Source organism: Luteibacter sp. P4_E6 (assembly GCF_056401535.1).
In genome coordinates this window covers 1-7196 of the sequence record NZ_JBFUJE010000192.1, presented here as the reverse complement: position 1 = coordinate 7196, position 7196 = coordinate 1, and the positions used below count along the sequence as shown (strand labels likewise).

Annotated in this window: 6 protein-coding genes; 3 read left to right on the top strand and 3 right to left on the bottom strand. The window is 66.0% G+C overall.

All coding sequences use genetic code 11. The annotated features are described in order from the left end of the window. Nucleotides 1-87 precede the first annotated feature (87 nt). Both AC1DT2_RS12660 and AC1DT2_RS12655 read left to right on the top strand, forming a co-directional pair. Nucleotides 88-1950 carry a GldG family protein gene (locus AC1DT2_RS12660; protein WP_477296605.1) on the top strand — a complete coding sequence of 621 codons (1863 nt, stop codon included), beginning with the start codon at nt 88-90 and terminating at the stop codon, nt 1948-1950. Nucleotides 1951-1954: 4 nt separating this feature from the next. Continuing rightward, nucleotides 1955-2806 carry a cytochrome c oxidase assembly protein gene (locus tag AC1DT2_RS12655; RefSeq protein ID WP_477296604.1) on the top strand — a complete coding sequence of 284 codons (852 nt, stop codon included), beginning with the start codon at nt 1955-1957 and terminating at the stop codon, nt 2804-2806. Here the strand turns inward: AC1DT2_RS12655 and ppk2 are convergent. The 3 genes from ppk2 to hemA form a co-directional block, all read right to left on the bottom strand. After that, a complete protein-coding gene (gene ppk2 / locus AC1DT2_RS12650) occupies nt 2800-3576 on the bottom strand; it encodes a polyphosphate kinase 2 (protein ID WP_213950030.1) in 777 nt (258 codons plus the stop codon). The two genes, AC1DT2_RS12655 and ppk2, sit on opposite strands and share 7 nt — an antisense overlap. A 76-nt stretch (nt 3577-3652) precedes the next feature. Further along, complete coding sequence (gene prfA, locus AC1DT2_RS12645) at nt 3653-4735, bottom strand: peptide chain release factor 1 (protein WP_477296603.1); 1083 nt, start codon at nt 4733-4735, stop codon at nt 3653-3655. A 31-nt stretch (nt 4736-4766) separates the two neighbouring features. Continuing rightward, nucleotides 4767-6038: a glutamyl-tRNA reductase gene (hemA, locus tag AC1DT2_RS12640; protein ID WP_213950028.1), complete on the bottom strand. Its 1272-nt coding sequence runs from the start codon at nt 6036-6038 to the stop codon at nt 4767-4769. A 107-nt stretch (nt 6039-6145) separates the two neighbouring features. On the opposite strand from hemA, the gene AC1DT2_RS12635 reads away from it, so the two are divergent. Next, nucleotides 6146-7196 (top strand): tetratricopeptide repeat protein (locus tag AC1DT2_RS12635; protein ID WP_477296601.1); only part of this gene is annotated, 1051 nt, incomplete at its 3' end.

Sequence of the window (7196 nt, the reverse complement as noted above, 5' to 3'; positions counted from 1 at the left end):
CGATCTCCGTGACCTGGTGTACTTCTTCGCCACCATCGTGGCCTGGCTTGCCGCCAGCGTCGTGGTCCTCGACCTGAAGAGGACGCGATGAGCACGTCGCGCCACTTGCATCTGTCCCGACCGTTCCTGCTGCGGCTGTCGTTGCTCGGCATCGCGGCCCTGTTCCTGGTCACGATCGCCATCAGTTCGCTATCGCTGCGCACGGCGCGTGTCGACCTCACGTCCGATCGCATCTACACGCTGACTCCCGGCACCCTCGACATCGTCGACGGCCTGAGCAAGCCGCTCACGCTTACGCTGTACTTCTCCGATCACGCCACGCGCGACCTGGCGCAACTGCGTAGCTACGAACAGCGCGTGCACGAAATGCTGCGCGAGATCGCCGTGCGGGCGCACGGCCGGATCCGCCTTCGCGTGATCGACCCGGTGCCCTACTCGGATGACGAGGATGCCGCCGAAAGCTATGGCCTCACACCCGCCACGGGCGGCAGCAACGGCGAGCGCGTGTTCTTCGGCCTGGTCGGCAGCAGTGGCCCCGGCGATACCGCGCCGCAGGCTATTCCTTTCTTCGATCCGGCGCGCGAAGCGTTCGTCGAGTACGACATCGCCAAGCTGCTCTACGAACTGGGCATGCCGAAGAAGCCACGACTCGGTGTGATGAGCTCCCTGCCGGTGGAAGGAAACCTGGTGATCGGCGAGTCACCCTGGACGCTGATGCATCAGCTCGACCAGCTGGCCGACGTGACCTCGATAGATCCGGACAGCGTTACCCGCATCGATCCGTCGATCAGCGTGCTGCTCCTCATTCACCCCAAGCACCTGTCTGACAACGCGCAGTATGCCCTCGACCAGTTCGTGCTGCGTGGAGGTCATCTGGTCGTTTTCGTCGATCCCGATGCGGAGATGGACACGGCACCGCTGATCGACTCCCACGGAACGGTGGACGATCACGACTCGAATCTGCCGCGCCTGTTCCAGGCCTGGGGCGTGGTCTTCGATCCGACGCGGGTGGTGCTGGACCGGTCGCAGTCGCTGACCATCGAACTCAATGGCAACAGCATTGGCCACCCGGCCATGCTCGGCCTCGGTGCGCAGGACCTCAACCACGACGATGTGGTGACGGCCAGCCTGCAGCGGATCAATTTCTCGACGGCCGGTTTCTTCGAACTGGCACCGGACACGAAGGCCCGCCTGATCCCGCTGGTGCAGACCTCGGACGAAGCAGCGATCGTGCCGGCCCAGCGCGTGCGCGATTCGGCCAGCGATCCGACCAGCCTGCTCGAGAACTATGAGCCGACCCACGAGCGCTACCTGCTCGCCGCGCGCTTGCGCGATACCTTCCACACGGCGTTCCCGGAGCGTCGTGAGAAGGGCCATCTTGCCGTCGCCGGTGGCCCCGGCGAAGTGGTGCTGGTCGCCGACACGGACCTGCTGTCGGACCGCCTCTGGATCGACGTGCAGCCTTTGCTCGGCCAGCAGCAACTGACGCCATTCGCCAACAACGGCGACTTCGTGGCCAACCTGGTCGATAACCTGGGCGGCTCGACAGCCCTGCTTTCGATCCGCGGTCGGGTGAATTCGCAGCGGCCCTTTACCCGCGTGAAGGCGCTCCAGGCGGCGGCGGATCGCAAGTTCCTGGTCAAGAAGCGCGAGCTCGAGAACGAGCTCTACGAAACCCAGCGCCGGCTCGCCGAATTGCAGCCGGCGAAGGGCGCGACCGGCCCGGCGACCGCCACGGCGGAGCAACGCAGGGAGGTGGAGCAGTACCTGCAACGCAAGCTCGCGATCGGCAAGGAACTGCGCGAGGTACAGCACCAGCTCAACGCCGAGATCGACGCACTGGGCCTGCGCCTGAAGTTCATCGATATCGTGCTGGTGCCGGGCCTGGTCGCGCTGCTCGGTCTGATCTACGGGTGGCGGCGCACGCGTCGCGCCCGTCGGGTCGTCTGAGCGCATGGGCGCCGGCGTCATGAAGTGGATCGTCCCCTGGGAATTCTCCTGGGTGTTCCTGATCGTTTTCCTTGCCGTGGCCGTGGCGTACGTCGCCGGTACCAGGCGTCTGCACGTGGCCCCGTTGCGCCAGGCGGCGTTCTGGGTCGGCATGGCGATGGTCTACGTGGCGCTGCACACCTACTTCGATTACTACGCCGAGCATGAGTTCTTCATGCACCGCATCCAGCAGGTGCTCCTGCATCATCTCGCGCCGTTGTTGATCATCGCGGCGTATCCCGGAACGGTGCTACGTGCCGGGCTGCCTTTGCCGCTGCGTGTTCGCCTGCGCCGTGCCGGGCAATCGTCGATATGGCGTGTGGCCGCCGGGTGCCTGTTCCATCCGGCCTTTGTCACCCTGTTCTTCGTCGCGCTGATCCTGGTCTGGCTCATTCCCGACATGCAGACCATGGCGATGCTCGACTGGCGTATCTACCGCGCGATGAACTGGTCGATGGTGCTTTCAGGGCTGGCCTACTGGTGGATCGTGCTGGACCATCGGCCGAAGCCACCAGGCCGGATGTCACCGGGGATCCGGGTGCTGTCACCGGCGATCACCATGACGCCGCAGATCGTCGCCGGCGCGATCGTCACCTTTTCGAAGACCGACCTCTATCCGATCTTCGAAATCTGCGGACGCGCCTTCACCCTCAACGTCCTCACCGGCCAGTTGATCGGCGGCGTGATCATGTGGGTGCCCGCGGCGATGATCGAGTCGGCGGGCGGCTTGCTCGCCTTGCGGCAATGGTTGCGGTTGTCGCGAAGCGGGCGCCTGCCTCGCAGGGCGCCCGTGCGTCGCGCCCCCGTGCGTCAGTAGACCTTCGGCACCTTCTCCGCCTTGGCGGTGACCTTGTCCTTCTTGAGCTTGCCCTTCAGCGGCGGAAGGTCGAATTCCTTGTCCGGCGTGAGTTTGTCGGGCACCTGATCGAGCAGGTGGCGGATCAGGTTCAGGCGGCCTTCTTTCTGGTCGTTGAAGTCGGCGACGAACCACGGTGCATCGGCAGTGTGCGTGTGCTGGATCATCGCGTCGCGCAGGTCGCCCATTTCGGCGTACTTCTCGCGGGCCTTGAGGTCCACGGGCGAGAGTTTCCAGCGTTTGAGGGGATCGGCCGCACGCTCGGCGAAGCGCTCTTCCTGCGGTTCCTGATCGACCGAGAGCCAGTACTTCAACAGGATGATGCCGTCGTCGGTGAGCAGTTTCTCGAAGGCGGGGCAGGCCTTCATGAAGGCGTCGTACTGTTCTTCCGTGCAGAAACCCATGGCCGGTTCGACCACGGCACGGTTGTACCAGCTGCGATCGAAAATCGTCAGCTCACCGGCGGCGGGCAGCTGCGTGACATAGCGCTGGAAATACCACTGGCTTTCTTCGGTGTGCGATGGCTTGCCCAGGGCGACGACGCGCGCGGCCCGGGTGTCCAGCTTGTCCGTGATCGCCTTGATAGTGCCGCCCTTGCCCGCGGCATCGCGCCCTTCGAGGATCACCAGCATGCGTTTGCCGGTCGCGCGCAGCCAGCGCGTCAGGCCGACCAGTTCGATCTGCAGGGCCTCGAGGTCGTGCTCGTAGGCTTTCTTTTTCTTCTTGCCCATCGGTTCGCGTCCGTTTTACGGGGAGGTGACCGGCATTGTGAGGCAGCAAATGTAAGTTTTGCGCGAGCGATGCTCGTCAGTCCGCGCCGATCAATGTCTGCAGTTCGTCGACCTGGTGCTCGCGGGTGAGCGTATCGATCAACTCGTCCAGATCGCCCTGCATGGTCTCGAGGAGACGGTAGAGGGTCAGGTTGATGCGGTGATCGGTGATCCGCCCCTGCGGGTAGCTGTAGGTGCGGATGCGCTSGSWGCGGTCGCCCGAGCCGACCTGCAGGCGCCGCGACTCGGCCTGGGCGGCACTCAGCTTGCTGCGTTCGGCGTCGAGGAGCCGGGCTTTCAGCAGGCTCATCGCGCGGGCGCGGTTCTTGTGCTGGCTGCGCTCGTCCTGGCATTCGACCACGGTGCCGGTGGGCAGGTGGGTGATGCGGATGGCCGAGTCGGTCTTGTTCACGTGCTGGCCGCCGGCACCGGATGCGCGGAAGGTGTCGACCTTCAGGTCGCCGTCGCGGATGTCGATGTCGTTGACCTCGTCCTGCTCGGGCAGGATCGCTACCGTTGCCGCCGAGGTATGGATGCGACCCTGGGACTCGGTTTCCGGCACGCGCTGCACGCGATGCGTGCCCGATTCGAACTTCAGCTTCGAGTACGCGCCGCGGCCTTCGACGCGCGCGACGACTTCCTTGTACCCGCCATGCTCACCTTCATTGGCGTGCAGGATCTCCACGTGCCAGCGCTGCCGTTCCGCATAGCGGACGTACATGCGGAACAGGTCGCCGGCGAAGATAGCGGCTTCGTCGCCACCGGTGCCGGCGCGAACCTCGAGGAAGAGGTTGCCGTCGTCGCGCGGGTCCTTGGGCAGCAAGAGCAACTGCAGGTCGGCGTCGAGCACGCGAAGATGGGCTTCGATCCGCGCGATGTCATCGGCCGCCATCTCACGCATTTCCGCGTCGTCGAGCATGACCCGGGACTCGGCCAGCTCGCGCTCGGCCGTGTCATGGTCTTTCAGCGAGAGGGTCACCGCTTCCAGCTGCGCATATTCGCGCGAGAGGTCGCGGAAACGCTGGCCGTCGGCGAGCACGTCCGGCTGCGCGAGCAGCAGGCCGATTTCTTCGTATCGCTCGGCCAGGGCTTCGAGTTTGCGGCGGATCGAGGGGGTCATTCGGGGCACGGGGTGTGGCAGGAGCCGCACATCATGCGGAAATGTCGTCGTCCGGGTCCAGTCCGTACAGCCGGCCGGCCGCATGGAGGAGGTCGAGATCGCCGGAAAGCGCAGCGTCCCGCAGGCGAGCGCTAGGGGCGTGAAGCAGTTTGTTGGTCAGGGTGTTGGCGAGGAAGGCGAGGGCCTCGTCCGGTGAGCGGCCCCTGGCGACCATGGCCTGGGCCTTGGCCAGGACCTCGTCGCGCTGGGCTTCGGCGGCGACGCGCATGTCCACGGCGGGATTGCGCAGGCTCAGGGCCCGGCGCCAGGACATGTAGCGATCGACCTGGAGGTCGATGATGGCATCGGCTTCGCGGGCGGCAAGCTCACGCGAGCGGCGGTTCTCGTCGATGACCTGCTTGAGATCGTCGATACCGTAGAGATACACGTCGTCGAGATGGGCCACTTCCGGCTCGATATCGCGCGGGACCGCGATATCCACCATGAACATGGGACGGCGACGGCGGGCGGCGATGGCGTCGGCCACCATCTGCTTCGTCACCACGGGCAGGCGCGAGGCGGTCGAGGTGATGACGATGTCGGCCTCGGCGAGGTGCCGGGGCAGGTCGGCCAGCGCGATGGCGTAGCCACTGTAGCGGCCGGCCAGTTCCTGGGCGTTCTCCAGCGTGCGGTTGGCCACGATCAGACGGCGCACCTTCTTGTCGGACAGGTGCCGCGCTGCCAGTTCGATCGTCTCGCCGGCACCGATCAGCAGCACGCAGGCCTGGCGCAGGTCGGTGAATACCTGTTCGGCCAGTCGCACGGCGGTGTACGCCACGGAAACGGTGTGCGCGCCGATGCGGGTATCGGTGCGGACGCGCTTGGCCACGGCGAAGGTATGTTGCAGCAGGCGTTCCATCGGCGCGCGCAGGCTCTGTGCCGTGCGGGCCTGCTGGTAGGCGTCCTTCACCTGGCCGAGGATCTGCGGCTCGCCCAGCACCATGGAGTCCAGCCCCGTGGCGACGCGGAACATGTGGCGTACCGCTTCCTGTTCGTCGTGCCGGTAAAGGAACTCGTCCAGGCGTTGTGGGGTCAATCGGTGCTGACGTGAGAGCCACTGGCGCGGCACGGCCTCGAAGCCTTCGGTCACGCTGCAGTACAGCTCAGTGCGGTTGCAGGTGGAGAGGATCATGGCCTCTTCGACACCCGGTTGACGGACAAGGTCGTCCAGCGCCTGCGGAGCCACCGCGGCATCGAATGCCACCTGTTCACGCAGGCTGACCGGCGCGGTGAGGTGATTGAGCCCGAGGGCGATGAGTGGCATGACGGGCGTGAGTCGGCTTCGGTGGCGTCGGCTAAGCTAAGGGCGCATTGTGCGCTAACAAGGCGTGTGGCTCTTGCAGCGCCCTATCGATTATGACGGAGACTAGTGTGCTGAGCGGTCGGTTCAAGTTCAAGCAACTGCGGCATTGTGTGGTCCTGGCCAGCCTCATGGCCGCCGCGACCGGATGTGCCGTGGCGCCCCACGAGGCGCCCCGAGCGACCCGAACCGGCGTCCAGCCCCTCGATCGGCTCCAGGTGGCCATTCTGCCACCCGAGCGCGATGTCCAGGCCCAGCTCATGGCAGGTGACTTTGCGCTGGCCGCCAACGATCTCAAGGCCGCCGCCGACGCGTACGGCAAGGCGGCGCAGCTCAGTGACGACCCCCGCGTTGCCGGGCGGGCGACCGAGCTGGCCCTGGCGGTGCACGACCAGGCCGCGGCCACCAGGGCGCTGGACCGCTGGGCGGCACTCCACGCCAAGCCGCTCGATCTGGCCGAGGGCAGGGCGAGGGTGGCCCTCGATCGCGGGGATACGGCAGAGGCCGAGCGCCAGCTCGACGCCATGATCGCCACCGGTGATGCGGACGCCTGGCGCGACATCGGCCGGACCCTGATGAGCGCGCGCGACGCCGCCCAGGCGGGCGTGCTGCTCGAGAAGATCGCCACACCGCAGCGACTGCCGAACGATTCGAGTGCCTGGCTGGCGATGAGCGAGCTGGGCGAGAACCTGGGCCGCCACGATTACGCGAAGGCTATCGGGGATGGCGCCATGGCGCGTTTCCATGACGGCACCACCTACGCCTGGGCCGCGCAGCAGAAGTTTCGTGCCGGCGACAAGGAAGGTGCGAAGAAGCTGTTCGCCAAGGCCGTCGCCAAGGATCCGAAGAACACCCGCCTGCGCCTGGCCTACGCCAGTGTTCTGGCTCAGGGCGGTGACGAGAAGGCAGCCGCGAAGCTGCTCGCAGCGGGCCCCCAGGACAGCGATACCTACACGATGCGGATGACGCTCGCTGCCCGTGCGAATGACAAGGCGGCCGTGGCGCGTCTCTACGAAGACATTCGCCACCGGCCTGACGATGTCCAATCCGACAACGCCTTCACCCTGGGCCAGTTGGCCGAGTTACTCGGCAAGGACGAGGACGCGCTGGACTGGTACGCGG

Coding starts and splice junctions, on each gene's coding strand:
- AC1DT2_RS12660 (WP_477296605.1), top strand. CDS start 88: ATGAGCACGTCGCGCCACTTGCATCTGTCCCGACCGTTCCTGCTGCGG.
- AC1DT2_RS12655 (WP_477296604.1), top strand. CDS start 1,955: ATGGGCGCCGGCGTCATGAAGTGGATCGTCCCCTGGGAATTCTCCTGG.
- ppk2 (WP_213950030.1), bottom strand. CDS start 3,576: ATGGGCAAGAAGAAAAAGAAAGCCTACGAGCACGACCTCGAGGCCCTG.
- hemA (WP_213950028.1), bottom strand. CDS start 6,038: ATGCCACTCATCGCCCTCGGGCTCAATCACCTCACCGCGCCGGTCAGC.